Below are 13,189 nucleotides of genomic sequence, written 5' to 3' on the forward strand. Positions count from 1 at the left end.
AAACCGGAGGCTCCATGAGACAGCGTGCGCTGCTCATGCTCGCTCTCGCCTGCGTGACCGGCGGGACGGCGGTTTATCTTGCGCGAGGGTGGATCGCGCGGCAGACGCAGCCGCAGGTCGTCGCTCTCCCCACCCTTCCCCCGGCCACGACTATTACCGTCGTCGTGGCCAAGATCCCCCTGAAGTTCGGCGACGAGCTGAGCCGCGAGAGCCTGCGCGAGATGGCTTGGCCGGCGGACGCGGCGCCGGAGGGGTCCTTCCGCACCATGGACGAGCTGCTGGGCGGCGAACGCCGCGTGGCATTGCGCGAAATGGGACCGAACGAGGTGGTGCTGAAGGCACGCGTGTCCGGCTACGGCGGCCGCGCTACCCTGTCGGCGGTCATCGCGGAGGGCATGCGGGCCGCCACCATCCGCGTCAACGACGTGCAGGGCGTCGCCGGCTTCGTGCTGCCCGGCGACCTGGTGGACGTGGTGTTCACCCGGCCGGAGGATCCGACCCCCGGTGTCCAGTCGGCGCCGATGACCGACGTCCTGCTGCAGGGCGTGAAGGTGCTGGCGGTCGACCAGACGGCCGACGACCAGAAGGACAAGCCGATCCCCGCCAAGGCCGTGACGCTGGAGGTGACGCCCGACGACGCGCAACGCCTGGCGCTGGCCGGGCAGGTCGGCAGCCTGGGCCTGGCGTTGCGCCAGTCCGGCGGTGTCCAGACCGCCTCGGTGGACACGATCCGGATCGGCAACCTCGTGAACCGCGCGCCGCTCGCCATTTCGGCGGCGGCCGTCGCCTCCGCGCCGCGGCCCGAGCCCGATGTGGGTCCGCTGCACGCCAGCGTGCGCATCGTCCGCGCCCTGGAGGAGAGCACGCAGGACGTGCCCTATGAGAACCGTCCCGCCGCCAAGCCGGCCCCCCGCCGGCCGGACGGTTCCAAGGGCGACCGCGTCGCCACCCGCTGAAACCACACCTCAGCTCCGGGACAGACCCATGACCCACCCGCGACGATCATCTCGGCAGGCTTCCGGGCAGGCCCGCCGTCCGCTGCGCGCGCTGGCCCGGACCGAGGATGGCAGCGTTCTTCCCTACTTCGCGGTGCTGGCCGCCGTCCTGGTCGGCGCGGTCAGCCTGTCGGTGGACGTCGGCCGGGTGGTCGACACCAACACCGAGGCCAAGTCGGCGGCCGACGCCGCCGCGATCAGCGCCGCGGCGATCCTCGCCTCGGCCCTCCGCACGCCCGGCCAGGACGCCGCCAGCATCCGCACCGCCGTGACGAACGCCGCCTCGACCATCGCCGTCAACCGCCAGACCTTCGGGTCGGCGGCTGCCGCCGGCGGAGGAACGACCACCGGCGGTGCGGTGACGGTGACCAAGGTGCGCCTGCTGACCGGCCTGCCGGAACAGAACGGCGGCTCCGCCTCCACGCCGATCGGCGCCGCCTACGAGACGACCGATCCCTGGCAGGCCCGCTTCGTCGAAGTCACCACGCAATCGCTGACCACCGACTATCTGTTCGCCCCGGTGCTGGGCGGCGCCAAGTCCACGCAGACCAATGCGGTCGCCGTCGCCGGCGTGATCCAGGTGGTGTGCCGCGTCCCCCCGGTCTGGATCTGCAATCCGGCCGACAACGGGTCGACGACCAACCCGATCTTCGACGGGTCGGTGTGGCGCGGACGCGAGGCGCTGCTGAAGGCGTCGGGCGCGAACGCCTCCTGGACGCCGGGCAACTTCGGGCTGCTCGACGCGCCCGCGGGACAGGGGGCCAGCGCGGTCGCCGACCTGCTGGCCTCCGCCGCGCCGAACGACTGCTTCAAGTCGCAGGGCGTCAACCTGCGGCCGGGTTCGGCTAGCTCCGTCCGGACCGCCTTCAACACGCGCTTCGACATGTACGAAGCGCCCTTCTTCAACGGGAACGCCAAGACCGACCCCAGCTACCGCCCGGCCCTGAACGTGACCAAGGGCTACATCCAGGCCACCGGTGGCGGTGGCAACGGCAACGGCAACGGCAACGGAGGTGGCGGCAATGGGGGCGGGGGCGGCGGGAACGCGTGCAATCTCACCGCCTCGTCGCCGCCGACCGCCATGGGCCTGCCACGCGACAAGGATCTCACCACCACCAACCGGTTCGGCAACGGCCAGTGGGATTGCCCGTCCTATTGGGCGGTGAACCACCCCGGCCAGACCGTTCCGGCCAACTGCACCAACCCGTCGAAGATGAGCCGGTACGACATGTACCGCTACGAGATCGACAACAAGCTGATCCCGAACAACGGCGCCGGGCGCGAGAACGGGAATCCCGCCTGCTACAGCAACGCCGGCACCCCGCCGAGCGACAGCCCGGACCGCCGCGTCGTCTACTTCGCCATCGTCAACTGCTCGCAACAGGCGCTGAACGGCAACCGCGACAATGTGCCCGTCGCCGCCTTCGGCAAAGCCTTCCTGCCCGAACCCGTGGTGAACAAGGGCGGCGACGACGAGGTGGTGATCGAGTTCATCGACGTCGTGAAGGTCGGGGCCGACGACGGCGTGCTCCACGAAATCGTCCAGCTGTACCGGTGATCCGATGCGCTCCCTGCCCTTTCTCAAGCTGCGTCTTCTTGGGGATTGCCGCGGTTCGGCGTTTCTGGAAGCGGCCATCGTCCTGCCCGTGGTGATGAGTCTGGCCTTCGGCCTCGCCGAGCTTGGCCGAGCCCTGCACCACCAGCATGTCCTGACCAAGACCGTGCGGGACGCCGCCCGCTACCTCGCCCGCGTCTCCTTGGCCTGCCCGGCGACCGGCGACGCCAATTGGGCGACCGCGCAGAGCACGGCCACGACCCTGGCGCTGACCGGGCAGATCGGCGGCACCACGCCGCTGGTCGGCTATTGGACGGCCGGCGCCTTCTCCGTCGCCGCGCCGACCTGCCAAACGGTCATGGGGCGCCCGGTTCAGGTGATGACCGTCTCCGGATCGGTCGACTACCAGAGCATGGGCTTCCTCTCCCTGCTGAACCTGCCGCCGATGCGGCTCCAGGCCAGCCACCAGGAAATCCACATCGGTGAATGAGGAGCGACGGATGAAACGCTCTCTGCTCCGCCGGCTGGGCATTGATGCCCACGGCTCCGCCATGGTCGAGATGGCGCTGGTCTTCCCGCTGCTGCTGACCCTGACCTTCGCGATCCTGGAGTTCGGCAATGCCTTCTACCAGTGGCTGATCGCGGAGAAGGCGACGGAGATGGGCGTTCGCTTCGCCGTGACCGCGCCCATCGTCGCAACGGGTCTGTCCGACTGCGGCGCCGCCACCACGGCCACCGCCGGCACGCCCTGCCGCCAAGTCGCGGGGTCCGACGGCTGGACCAGGACCTGCACGTCGGGCAGCGCCAGCGGCTGCGATGCCACCGCCTTCACGGCCATCGTTGCCAAGATGCAGGCGATCTACCCGCGCATCGCCGCCGCCAACGTGACGGTGCAGTACAGCGGCACCGGGCTGGGCTTCGTCGGCCGGGGCTCCCCCGTCCCGAACGTCACCGTGTCGCTCAGCAACCTGACCTTCGACTTCGTCGTGCTCAACGGCCTGCTCGGGCTTGGCCAGATCGCCATGCCGGATTTCCGGGCCACGCTGACCGGCGAAGACCTGTCCTGACCACGCCTTCCAACTGGGCTTCCCAACGGGTGGTAAGATCATGAGCCGTCGCATCAACACGCTTGCCCTCCTGCGCACCGCCGCCTGCGCCGACGAGCTGCGATCCGCCTTCGACAAAGCCGACGCCGGCCGGCTGGACCTGCGCATGGCCGACTCCCTGCCTTCCGGCGCAGCGGGCTTCGACGTCCTGATGGCCGAACTGCCGTTCGACGCGGCCGGGGCGGTGAAGGCGCTGGGCACCCTGCTGCGCGACACGGCGCAGGGCCGCCCGGTGATCGCCATCGTCCAGGAGGCGACAATCCCGCTGGTGCGGGAGCTGATGCGGACCGGCGCGCTGGACGTGCTGCCGCGCCCGGTCGCACCAAGCGACCTCCTCAACGCGCTGTCTCACGCCCGCGCACAGGTTGCCGCCGGCACCCGGTCGGAGGGGCGCGTGATCACGATGATGCGCAGTTGCGGCGGCATCGGCGCCACAACGCTGGCCGTGCAGACGGCGCTGTCGCTGGTCGACCAGGCCCCTGGCCCGGCCACGGGGCAGAAGGCGCGGGTTTGCCTGGCCGATTTCGACCTGCAGACCGGCAACGCCGCCCTGTCGCTGGACCTGACCGGCGCCGCCGGCCTGACCCAAATCCTGGACGCGCCGGCCCGCCTCGACGCCGCATTCCTCGCGTCGGCAATGGCCCACCACCCCTCCGGCCTGGAAGTGCTGGCCGCACCGTCGGAAATCGTGCCCTTCGACGCGCTGACCCCCGACATGGCGGTGCGCATCCTGGCGCTGCTGCGCGAGCGGTACGACGTCATCGTTGTGGACATGCCGCACGCCTGGACCGCCTGGACGTCGCCGGTGCTGGCCGGGTCCGCGCTGGTCGCCTTGCTGCTGCGGCTCGACGTCACCGGCCTGCTGCGAACACAGGCGCAGCTGAAGCTGATGGCGGAAGAGCAGCTGGACGACGTGCCGCGCCTGCTGGTCGCCGGCCAGACGGAGTCCGGCTCCGCCCTGAAACAAAGATTGAAAGACGCGCAGGCGGCGCTGGGCCAACCCATCGACGCCGGCATCCGCGCCGACCCGCGGGGCGCCCAGGAGGCGCGTGAATCCGGACGCCCGCTGGCCGAGGCCGCGCCCGGCAGCGTCATCGTCAAGGACGTCCGCGCCGTCACGGCGTTGGCGCTTTCCACCCTCTACCCGGCCCCCCAGGACGCGGAGGCGCCCCGGTCGGCGCTCCGCCGGCTGCTGTCCCTCGCGCCGCTCGGCGCCGCCCGCTGACCATTTCAAACCAAAGAGGTCGAGCCATGTTCGGTCGCTTCCGCGGCGGTGCCGCCGCCCTCGTCGAGCCCGCACCCGCTGATGATCCCCGGCCCGCGGCCGTCCCGGAGCCTGCCGCCCCTGCGCGTCCCGTGAGCTTCGAGGACAGCGAGCGCTACATCGACCTGAAGGTCAGCCTTCACCGCAAGCTGATCGACGTCATCAACCTCGCGGCACTCGACAAGATGGAGCGGGACGACATCGCCCGCGAGGTGAACGACATCCTGGGCGACCTGCTGACCGACGAGCAGATCGCGCTGAACGCCAGCGAACGCAGCCGCCTGACCCGCGACATCATCGACGAGCTTCTGGGGCTCGGGCCGCTGGAGCCGCTGCTGAAGGATCCGACCGTGTCGGACATCCTGGTCAACACCCACGCCCAGGTCTTCATCGAGCGGCGCGGCACGCTGGAGCTGTCCAGTGTGAAGTTCCGCGACGAGCGGCACCTGCGCCGCATCATCGACCGCATCGTCGCCGCGGTCGGGCGGCGGGTGGACGAGTCCCAGCCGATGGTCGACGCCCGCCTGCCCGACGGCTCCCGCGTCAACGCGGTGGTGCCTCCGGTGGCCATCGACGGGTCCATCGTGTCGATCCGCAAATTCTCCAAGACGCCGCTCAGCGTCGAGCGGCTGGTCGCCACCGGGTCGGTCACGCCGGAGATCGCGCAGGTGCTGCGCGCGGTGGTGAAGTCGCGGTTGAACGTGCTGATCTCCGGAGGCACGGGCACCGGCAAGACGACCATGCTGAACGCCCTGTCCAGCTTCATCGACGAGCGAGAGCGCGTCGTCACCATCGAGGACGCGGCGGAGCTTCAGCTCCAGCAGGCCCACGTCGTGCGGCTGGAAACCCGCCCCGCCAACATTGAGGGCCGCGGCGAGATCGCGCAGCGGGAGCTGGTGAAGAACGCGCTGCGCATGCGGCCCGACCGCATCATCCTCGGCGAGTGCCGGGCGGGCGAGGCCTTCGACATGCTGCAGGCCATGAACACCGGCCACGACGGGTCGATGACCACCATCCACGCCAACACCTGCCGCGACGCGCTGGGTCGCCTGGAGCAGCTGATCGGCATGACCGGGATGAACCTGCCGCCGCGCTCCATGCGGGCGCAGATCGCGTCGGCCATCCACGTCATCGTGCAGATCCGCCGTTTCTCCGACGGCCGCCGGCGGCTGGTCAGCCTCAGCGAGATCACCGGCATGGAGGGCGAGATCGTCACCATGCAGGAGATTTTCCGCTTCGACCAGCACGGCGTCGACGCGGACGGCACCGTGCGCGGCGTCCACGTCGCCACCGGCGTGCGCCCCCGCTTCTTCGAACACGCCGCTGCCTGCGGCCTGGACCTGCCAAGCCGCCTGTTCGCCCCGAATCACGCGCTGGGGTGAGCGAATGAGTTGTCGCGTTGGGCCCCCACCCTAACCCTCCCCCACCTTCGGCTCTCAGCGAACGCCAAAGGCGTTCGCCTGACAGCGCATGCTTCGCATGCGCGAGAGGCGAGGGAGGGAACTGCCGCCACTCCGCGACCAAGCCCCTCCCCCGCGAAGTGGGGGGAGGTTGGGAGGGGGGCCCAGCGCGACCACTCCCCCACCCCGCTCCCCCGACCAGCACCGAAGGAAGCGCACCATGGGATTCACCGACATCGACTACGCCTATATCTTGCTGTTCGTGTCGGGGCTGCTGCTCGTCGAAGGGCTGTATCACCTCGCCATCGACATGCGGCGGGGGGAGAATGGTGGGCGGAACCGCCGCATGCGGCTGCTCGCCGCCGGCGCTGCGGGCGACGCGGCGCTGAACCGGTTGCGCCGGGGGGAGACCGACCGGCTGTCGGCCGCCATCATCCGCGCCCTGCCGATCACGGATCGGCTGATCCGGGAATCCGGCCTGACCATCTCCGTGCGCCGCTTCGCCGCGATCTGCGTGAGTCTGGTCGTGCTGGCGCTGCTCGCCCTGCGCTTCGCCGCCGGGCTCGCCCCGCTGCCGTCGCTCCTGGGCGCGCTGGCGTTGGGCATCGGCGGGCCGATGCTGGCGCTGGGAGTGCGCGGACGCCTGCGCATCGCGAAGATCGTGCTCCAGTTTCCGGAGGCGCTGGAGATGATGGTGCGCTGCCTGAAGGCCGGCCACCCGATCGGCAGCGCCATCGGCATGATCGCCACGGAGATGCCCGACCCCATCGGCACCGAGTTCGGGCTGGTGGTCGACGAAATGACCTACGGGCTCGACCTGCACAGCGCGCTGGTGAACCTTGCGGCGCGCGTGCCGAACCCGGACCTGCGCTACTTCGTCGTCACGGTGCAGATCCAGCACAACACCGGCGGCAACCTGGGGGAGGCGCTGGGCAACCTCGCCACCGTCATCCGCGACCGCTTCGCCATGAAGGCGAAGGTGAAGGCGCTGACCTCCCAAGGGCGGTCCTCGGCCTTCATCATCGGCTTGATGCCGCTGGTGTCCGCCGCCGCGATCAACGTGATCAACAAGGGGTATTTCGGCGACGTCATGACCGACCCCCTGTTCATGCCGGGCATGGTGGTCGCCGGCGTGCTGATGGCCATCGGCCATCTGATCATCCACCGCCTCGTGAATTTCCGAATCTGAGAGCGGAGGCACGCCGGCCATGCCCGACTTCCATGTGTTCGAGTCCCACCTGTTCGACGTCCTGAACGACCTGCGCTATGCCTTCGTGGACGAGCGCGCGCTGATCCTGGGCGCCGTGTTCCTGTCGGTCTTCCTGGCGGTGCTGGCCGCTGCGACGGCGCTACGCGGTCCCGACGCGGCTACGGCGCGGATGCGCGCCCTGGCGACCCGCAACCGGACCGGCGCCACGCTGCGCCACGGCCTGGACGGCGAGGGCACGCGCGACCTGATCCGCAAGCTGGAGCGCACGCTGGTCCCGACCGACGGCCGCAAGCGCGGCTTTGCCCAGCAGCGGCTGGTGCAGGCCGGCTATTACCACCCGCGGGCGCTGCCGGTTTATTACGCGCTGCGTTGCGCGCTGGCGCTGGGGTTGCCGGTGCTGGCGCTCGCCGCCTGGCCGCTGGTCGGCGGGTCCATGTCGGTCCGGACCATGTATCTCGTGGGCGTGGGGGCGGCGGCGTTGGGCTTCTTCGGGCCGGCGGTCTTCCTGTCCCAGCGCGTGGAGATCCGCCAGAAGGCGGTGCGGGAGGCGTTTCCCGACACGCTGGACATGCTGCTGGTCTGCGTCGAGGCGGGGTTGGGCCTGAACGCCGCCATCGCCCGCGTCGCGTCGGAACTGAAGGATGCCCACCCGCTGCTGAGCGAACATTTCCTGATCCTGGGCCTGGAGATGCAGGCCGGCATCGCCCGCGACGCCGCGCTGCGCAACCTGGGCGCCCGCATCGGGCTGGACGAGGTGAACGCGCTGGTGACCCTGCTGATCCAGTCCGACAGCATGGGCGTCAGCGTCGCTCAGACGCTGCGCGTCTACGCCGCTGACATGCGGCGCAAGCGACTGGTGAAGGCGGAGGAGCACGCCAACAAGCTGCCCGTGCACATGGTGCTGCCGCTGGCCGCCTTCATCATGCCGTCCTTCCTGATCGTCATCTGCATCCCGACGGTCATCCGCGTGCTGCGGGTCCTGCTGCCGGCCCTGTCGGGTCACTGACGTAGCCTCCAACCCTCCCCTGCCCCAGCCACTCCAACGGCCATGAGCGTTTCCATGATCGACCCTTTTGTCGCCCTCGCCGGATGCCTGCTGCTGGTCGCCGCTACGTGGGACGTCGCACGTTTCCGGATTCCGAACTTCCTCTGCGCCGCGTTGGCCGGGCTGTTCGCGCTGCGCGCCGTCCTGCTGCCCGACGCGGCGGAGGCGATGCGGCACCTTGCGCTGGCCGCCATCGTCTTCGCCGTCACCGCACTGCTGTTCGCGCGGGGGCTGATCGGTGGCGGCGATGTAAAGCTGCTGGCCGCCGCGACGCTCTGGGTACCGCCGGCCGCGGTCCTGCCGCAGATGCTGGCGGTGAGTTCCATCGGCGCCCTGCTGGCTCTGGGCGTGGCGGCGTTGCGGCGGATCGTCCGGCTGGTCCTGCCCGTGCCGACGTACGGCGAGGCAGCGCTTCCGGAGATCCTGCGCGCTGGCGCGCCCCTGCCCTACGGCGTCGCCATCGCCGCCGGAACCCTGCTTCACCTGCCCTGGACCCTGTGACGGCTTGATAGAAGAGGCGACCATGGACCGATCAATCACTTGGGCGGTCGATTTCTCAACCGGCGTCGCGACGTCGGAAGCCGGGCTCGTGCAGTTCGATGGAGGCCCCAAGGACTACCGCGTCATCCGGGCGCGGCTGCTTCCGTCCTTCGCCGGGGCCAAGGTGCGCCTGTGCCACGACGCGCTGCACGCCATCCGCGGCGCCTGGGCCGTCCAGGCACTGGAACGCACCTGCCGCCTGCGCAGCCCTTATTGAGAACCATCGTCCGGTCGGCAGCGGCGGCAGGCGCGGAAGCCGACCGCCCGGGCCTCCGCCCCGCTTTCGAAGAAGGCGACGTTCTGCGGCAAGGGCCGCCGCGACGGGCAGGACGGCCGGCAATAGACGCCGGTCGTCCGCACCGCGTAGACGAAGCGCCCGTCGTGGCTCGCGTCGCGGGCGGCCACCGCCGCCCAGCGCGGGTCAAACTCTGTGAGCGACGGCGGAACAATCGGTGGAGATGGTTGGCTGGCACGGCTCATCGTGGGGACCCTTCTGGACGATGGTCCACCGACGATAGCCGCGCCCGCCCGTTTCGGCATTCCGTTCCTTGCGATCAGACCCTCACTGCGCCGGCAGCGCCGGGACGCCCGCCTGCCACTGGTCCCAATGGGCAACGATGTGATCGGCCATCCGCGACCCGACCAGAGCCACGTTCTCCACCGTCTCGGCGAATCCGCCCGCCGTCTCGCCCGGCTTGGGGTCGAGGTGCTGAAGAGTGGTCTCGTTGGGGTTGCCCTGATCGAAATTCACCGCCCCGCGCAGGCTCATCACCCGGTCGGAGCCCTGGAGGCGCTTGATCACCAGCGTGATCGCCGCCGCTTCCATTTCCGTGATCACATAGTCGTCGGCGCCGTAGAGCTTGGCGATGTACTGCGCCTGGGCCGACATGCCCGGCCCGTGGAAGAAGGTGTCGCCGGTCATGTGCGTGCCGGTGCCCACGAAAGGAGCACGCTGCGCGGCATCCTGCGGATAGCGCAGGCGGTAGGCGCGGGCGCTGTCGCTGTCCTTCAGCGGCGTGTCGACGGTCAGCCGCATCGCCCAGGACACCAGCGTCGGGTTCAGCTGGAACAGGCGCACGGACTCATAACCCTTGCGCGGCATGAAGGTGGGCTCGCCGGCCTTGTTCTCCTCCGGCGCCCAGCGGTGGCCGAGGTCGTAGTCGACCAGCCAGGTCGCCCAGTTCACCTCGCCGATCGTGCCGCGCGACGGCGGGGTGCCGGCCACGCCGGAGATGATGAAATAGGCCTGCGACAGGTCAAGCTGCGGATTCAGAAGGATCGCCTGCATCGAGGCGGAGGAGCTGACCTTGCCCATGCCCAGCACCGCCCCGCAGACGCCATCGGCGTTGCAGTAGACGGGGGTCAGCGCGCCCTTGACGGCGATCGGCTCCGCCTGCTGCCAATAGCGCTCGTACCAGTTCTGGAACTCGCCCGCCCGGTCGCCCGTGTTCTTGCCAATCTCGAACATGGCGCCGACGAACACCTTCACCTTGACCGGCTCGGCAGCCTCGACAGCAACCGCCGCACCGAACAGCACCATGGCCGACAGGGAGGCAGCCATGCCGCGGGCCACGCCGCGGGATAGAATCGACATCGCTCAACTCCAACATACACTGATGTGCGTCAAAATGACGCAAAAGGCATGCCAACGCCCGCGCAAAGTTGTCGGGTCCGCTCCCATTTCCAGGCGGGGTCACGCGCACATTTCGCCCCCTCGCCTGTTGAAATTGTTCGTACTGCTGATTGTTTGTTAAACCACGCGGTGACGCCATGGCTCGGCTCGCCTTGCCCAGCTTCGTCCACGGCATGAACGGTGAAGGTCGGCATGGCGTGGTCCTGTTCGTCGCCATAGCAGCCTATGCGGCCCTGGCGGCGCTCGGCTTGTCGGTTGAAATGCCGGCACCCTTCGTCACGCCGGTCTGGCCGGCCAGCGGCTTCGCGCTCGGCCTGCTGGTTGGGTATGGCCCGGTCTATTGGCCGGTGGTCGCCGGGGGTTCGCTGGTGGCCTGCCTGTGGTGGGGAATGCCGCTGCCCGGCAGCTTGGCCATGGCGTCGGCCGCGACGGCGGAGGCGCTGCTCGGCTGGTACCTGCTGACGCGGGTGGTGCCCGTCCGGCGTCCGTTGGGCCGCCTGCGAGACGTGGCGTGGTTCGTGATCCTCGGTTCCAAGGCGGCGACGCTGGTCGGCGCCGCCCTGACCACCGTCGTGCTGTGCGTCATCGGCGTCCTGCCCTGGGGCGACTTCTGGACCAACGGCCTGCTGATCTGGCTGGGTCACGCGCTGGGCGTCGTGGTGGTTGGTACGCTGGTGACGATCTCGTCCGACCAAACGGAAGACGGCCTGTCCGCCAGGCGTTGGGGCGAGGCCGCGCTGATCGGCATCCTGCTCCTGCTGGCGACGACGCTGGTCTTCGCCTCCCCCCTGCGGTTCGAGACGTATTTTCCCAAATGGACCTACCTGGTGTTCCCCTTCGTCCTGTGGGCCGCGGCGCGGCTGGGAACGCCAGGCGCTGCGGCGGCCTGCCTGCTCGTCGCGGCGGTGGCGGTCGCCGGAACGGAGCGCGGACTCGGCCCCTTCGGCGCGGACCCGCCGCCGCTGGGGATCCTGTCCCTGCAAGCCTTCATCGCCGTGCTCGCCCTGTCCGGCCTGACGCTCGGCGCCAGCGTGGAGGAGCGGGAGGAGGCCCGGCGCGCGGCCGACCACGCGCGGCGCGTCGCCGAGGCCGCCAACCAGTCGAAAAGCCTGTTCCTCGCCTCGGCCAGCCACGACCTGCGGCAACCGCTCAACGCCCTGTCCCTGTTCCACGGTGTCCTCTCGGCACGACCGCACGAACCGGAGGAGCGAACCCTGCTCAGCAAGATGCGCGACGCGCTGGACGCGCTGGTGGAGATGTTCAACGGCCTGCTCGACGTGTCGAAGCTGGAACTGGGCGTGACGGAGGTGGTGCACGGCACCTTCCCTTTGCAGAGCGTGCTCGACCGGCTCGAATCCGAATACACCGGCGTCGCTGAGGGCAAGGGCGTGGCCCTTCGGGTGGTCCCCTGCAGCTTGGTGGTACGATCGGAACCGGTGCTGCTGGAGCGCATCCTGCGCAACTTCGTCGCCAACGCCATCATCCACGCCCATGGTGGACGCGTGCTGATCGGCGCGCGGCGCTGGCGGGACCAGCTGCGCATCGACGTGATCGACAACGGCGTCGGCTTCGACCCGGAACTGAAGGACCGCCTGTTCGACGAACTGTACCAGATCGGCAACCCGGAACGGCGCCGGGCCAAGGGACATGGCCTGGGCCTCGCCATTGTCAAAAAAGCGGCGGGCCTGCTCGGCCATCCCCTGGACGTCGCATCCCTGCCCGGCCGTGGCGCGCGCTTTTCCATCCTGGTGCCGGTCGCCGGCCGAACCCGCAACCGCCGGGCGATGGCAGCGAAGCGCGTGCAGGAGGCGCCGGTCCTGAACTGCACCGTTCTGGTGGTGGAGGACGATCCCGGCGTGATGAACGCCATGGAGACGGCGCTGACCAGCCTCGGCTGCACAGTCCTGGAAGCCGGCTGCGGCCGGTCCGCCCTGGATATGCTGGACGACGGCCGCAGGCCGGACGTGGTCATCGCCGACTACCGCCTTCCGGGCGAGCTGGACGGCATCGAGACGGTCGCGCGAATCCGCCAGCGGATCGGGCCGGTGCCGGCCTGCGTGATCTCCGGCGACGTCGCCAAGCCGATCCGCGATCAGGCAACGCGCGAGGTCGGCGCCTTCTTCAGCAAGCCGGTCCGCCCCAACGAACTGCACCAGTTCCTGGAACGGGCCTGCGCCGGGGATTGAAATCGAAAAATTCCTCTGGCGAACATCATCGAAATCGCCTACAAGCGCCTTCCCGCCCGCAGGCGGCGACAGGAGTGTAGCTCAATTGGTAGAGCACCGGTCTCCAAAACCGGGGGTTGGGGGTTCGAGCCCCTCCACTCCTGCCATGTCGCCCGCCGCCCCCTGACGGGCTTTCCCTTTTTCAGAGCGTTCCCGCATTTCCCGGCCCCCTCCATTGGCAGCGGGCGGAGATGACCCAGATTTCATGTTCCGGTT

At 69.6% G+C, this 13,189-nt stretch carries 13 protein-coding genes and 1 tRNA gene; 12 read left to right on the top strand and 2 right to left on the bottom strand.

Translation table 11 applies throughout. From position 1 onward, the window contains the following. Positions 1-14: 14 nt before the first annotated feature. The 10 genes from cpaB to M2351_RS16625 all read left to right on the top strand — a co-directional run bounded on the left by cpaB (position 15) and on the right by M2351_RS16625 (position 9,332). The gene (gene cpaB / locus M2351_RS16580; protein ID WP_264657221.1) at positions 15-956 is read left to right on the top strand and encodes a Flp pilus assembly protein CpaB; all 942 of its coding nucleotides are present in this window, start codon (positions 15-17) and stop codon (positions 954-956) included. A 28-nt stretch (positions 957-984) separates the two neighbouring features. Next, positions 985-2,553, top strand: coding sequence for a pilus assembly protein TadG-related protein (locus tag M2351_RS16585; protein WP_264657222.1), 1,569 nt, complete (start codon positions 985-987; stop codon positions 2,551-2,553). A 4-nt stretch (positions 2,554-2,557) separates the two neighbouring features. Next, on the top strand, positions 2,558-3,040 hold the full coding sequence (locus tag M2351_RS16590) for a TadE/TadG family type IV pilus assembly protein (protein ID WP_264657223.1): 483 nt from the start codon (positions 2,558-2,560) through the stop codon (positions 3,038-3,040). A 10-nt stretch (positions 3,041-3,050) separates the two neighbouring features. Beyond that, positions 3,051-3,617, top strand: coding sequence for a TadE/TadG family type IV pilus assembly protein (locus tag M2351_RS16595; protein ID WP_264657224.1), 567 nt, complete (start codon positions 3,051-3,053; stop codon positions 3,615-3,617). Between the two features lie 40 nt (positions 3,618-3,657). Further along, entirely contained in the window at positions 3,658-4,881 is a 1,224-nt protein-coding gene (locus tag M2351_RS16600; protein ID WP_264657225.1) for an AAA family ATPase, read from the top strand. Between the two features lie 26 nt (positions 4,882-4,907). Further along, positions 4,908-6,302, top strand: coding sequence for a CpaF family protein (locus tag M2351_RS16605; protein WP_264657226.1), 1,395 nt, complete (start codon positions 4,908-4,910; stop codon positions 6,300-6,302). Between the two features lie 238 nt (positions 6,303-6,540). Continuing rightward, positions 6,541-7,509, top strand: a complete 969-nt coding sequence (locus tag M2351_RS16610; RefSeq protein ID WP_264657227.1) for a type II secretion system F family protein — start codon at positions 6,541-6,543, stop codon at positions 7,507-7,509. A 19-nt stretch (positions 7,510-7,528) separates the two neighbouring features. After that, positions 7,529-8,536: a type II secretion system F family protein gene (locus tag M2351_RS16615; protein WP_264657228.1), complete on the top strand. Its 1,008-nt coding sequence runs from the start codon at positions 7,529-7,531 to the stop codon at positions 8,534-8,536. A 54-nt stretch (positions 8,537-8,590) separates the two neighbouring features. Beyond that, positions 8,591-9,076, top strand: coding sequence for an A24 family peptidase (locus M2351_RS16620; protein WP_264657229.1), 486 nt, complete (start codon positions 8,591-8,593; stop codon positions 9,074-9,076). A 22-nt stretch (positions 9,077-9,098) separates the two neighbouring features. Continuing rightward, positions 9,099-9,332 carry a hypothetical protein gene (locus M2351_RS16625; RefSeq protein ID WP_264657230.1) on the top strand — a complete coding sequence of 78 codons (234 nt, stop codon included), beginning with the start codon at positions 9,099-9,101 and terminating at the stop codon, positions 9,330-9,332. Here M2351_RS16625 and M2351_RS16630 read toward each other — a convergent pair. Then, positions 9,326-9,595 (bottom strand): Ada metal-binding domain-containing protein, encoded by a 270-nt coding sequence (locus M2351_RS16630; RefSeq protein ID WP_264657231.1) that lies wholly within the window; start codon positions 9,593-9,595, stop codon positions 9,326-9,328. The genes M2351_RS16625 and M2351_RS16630 overlap by 7 nt on opposite strands. An 82-nt stretch (positions 9,596-9,677) precedes the next feature. Next, positions 9,678-10,709 carry a purine-nucleoside phosphorylase gene (locus M2351_RS16635; RefSeq protein WP_264657232.1) on the bottom strand — a complete coding sequence of 344 codons (1,032 nt, stop codon included), beginning with the start codon at positions 10,707-10,709 and terminating at the stop codon, positions 9,678-9,680. Positions 10,710-10,885: 176 nt separating this feature from the next. Between M2351_RS16635 and M2351_RS16640 the strand changes: the two genes are divergently transcribed. Beyond that, positions 10,886-12,934, top strand: coding sequence for an MASE1 domain-containing protein (locus M2351_RS16640; RefSeq protein ID WP_264657233.1), 2,049 nt, complete (start codon positions 10,886-10,888; stop codon positions 12,932-12,934). A gap of 70 nt (positions 12,935-13,004) precedes the next feature. Continuing rightward, positions 13,005-13,080: transfer RNA gene (locus M2351_RS16645), tRNA-Trp, on the top strand. Positions 13,081-13,189: the final 109 nt, after the last annotated feature.

Source organism: Azospirillum canadense, assembly GCF_025961225.1.
Classification (GTDB): domain Bacteria; phylum Pseudomonadota; class Alphaproteobacteria; order Azospirillales; family Azospirillaceae; genus Azospirillum; species Azospirillum canadense.

Excerpts from the sequence above, each read along its gene's own strand:
- M2351_RS16630 (WP_264657231.1), bottom strand. The coding sequence starts at position 9,595 with ATGAGCCGTGCCAGCCAACCATCTCCACCGATTGTTCCGCCGTCGCTC.
- M2351_RS16625 (WP_264657230.1), top strand. The coding sequence starts at position 9,099 with ATGGACCGATCAATCACTTGGGCGGTCGATTTCTCAACCGGCGTCGCG.
- M2351_RS16635 (WP_264657232.1), bottom strand. The coding sequence starts at position 10,709 with ATGTCGATTCTATCCCGCGGCGTGGCCCGCGGCATGGCTGCCTCCCTG.
- M2351_RS16620 (WP_264657229.1), top strand. The coding sequence starts at position 8,591 with ATGATCGACCCTTTTGTCGCCCTCGCCGGATGCCTGCTGCTGGTCGCC.
- M2351_RS16610 (WP_264657227.1), top strand. The coding sequence starts at position 6,541 with ATGGGATTCACCGACATCGACTACGCCTATATCTTGCTGTTCGTGTCG.
- M2351_RS16595 (WP_264657224.1), top strand. The coding sequence starts at position 3,051 with ATGAAACGCTCTCTGCTCCGCCGGCTGGGCATTGATGCCCACGGCTCC.
- M2351_RS16640 (WP_264657233.1), top strand. The coding sequence starts at position 10,886 with ATGGCTCGGCTCGCCTTGCCCAGCTTCGTCCACGGCATGAACGGTGAA.
- cpaB (WP_264657221.1), top strand. The coding sequence starts at position 15 with ATGAGACAGCGTGCGCTGCTCATGCTCGCTCTCGCCTGCGTGACCGGC.
- M2351_RS16585 (WP_264657222.1), top strand. The coding sequence starts at position 985 with ATGACCCACCCGCGACGATCATCTCGGCAGGCTTCCGGGCAGGCCCGC.
- M2351_RS16600 (WP_264657225.1), top strand. The coding sequence starts at position 3,658 with ATGAGCCGTCGCATCAACACGCTTGCCCTCCTGCGCACCGCCGCCTGC.
- M2351_RS16605 (WP_264657226.1), top strand. The coding sequence starts at position 4,908 with ATGTTCGGTCGCTTCCGCGGCGGTGCCGCCGCCCTCGTCGAGCCCGCA.
- M2351_RS16615 (WP_264657228.1), top strand. The coding sequence starts at position 7,529 with ATGCCCGACTTCCATGTGTTCGAGTCCCACCTGTTCGACGTCCTGAAC.
- M2351_RS16590 (WP_264657223.1), top strand. The coding sequence starts at position 2,558 with ATGCGCTCCCTGCCCTTTCTCAAGCTGCGTCTTCTTGGGGATTGCCGC.